The organism is Streptomyces capoamus, assembly GCF_014654935.1.
GTDB classification, from domain to species: Bacteria; Actinomycetota; Actinomycetes; order Streptomycetales; family Streptomycetaceae; genus Streptomyces; species Streptomyces capoamus.
The window spans coordinates 35,593-35,929 of the sequence record NZ_BNBF01000012.1 but is presented as its reverse complement, the minus strand read 5'-3'; the positions used below and the strand labels follow the sequence as shown (position 1 = coordinate 35,929).

Sequence of the window (337 nt, the reverse complement as noted above, 5' to 3'; positions counted from 1 at the left end):
ACTGCGGATGCGTACCACGTACGACATCGAGATGCTGCGGCAGATCGGCACCTGCTCCGGCGTCGAGAACTACTCGATGCACTTCGACGGACGGCTGCCCGGCTCCCCGCCCAACACCCTGCTCGACTACTTCCCGGACGACTTCCTGCTCGTCATCGACGAGTCGCACGTCACCGTCCCGCAGATCGGCGCGATGTACGAGGGCGACGCCTCCCGCAAGCGCACCCTCGTGGACCACGGCTTCCGCCTGCCCTCCGCCCTGGACAACCGGCCCCTGAAGTGGGAGGAGTTCCAGGAGCGCATCGGGCAGACCGTCTACCTGTCCGCCACCCCGGGC

The 337-nt window shown here is 67.7% G+C and carries 1 pseudogene; it reads left to right on the top strand.

What is annotated here, in order from left to right:
* Positions 1-337: pseudogene (locus tag IE312_RS40950) on the top strand (excinuclease ABC subunit B); the annotation flags it as partial.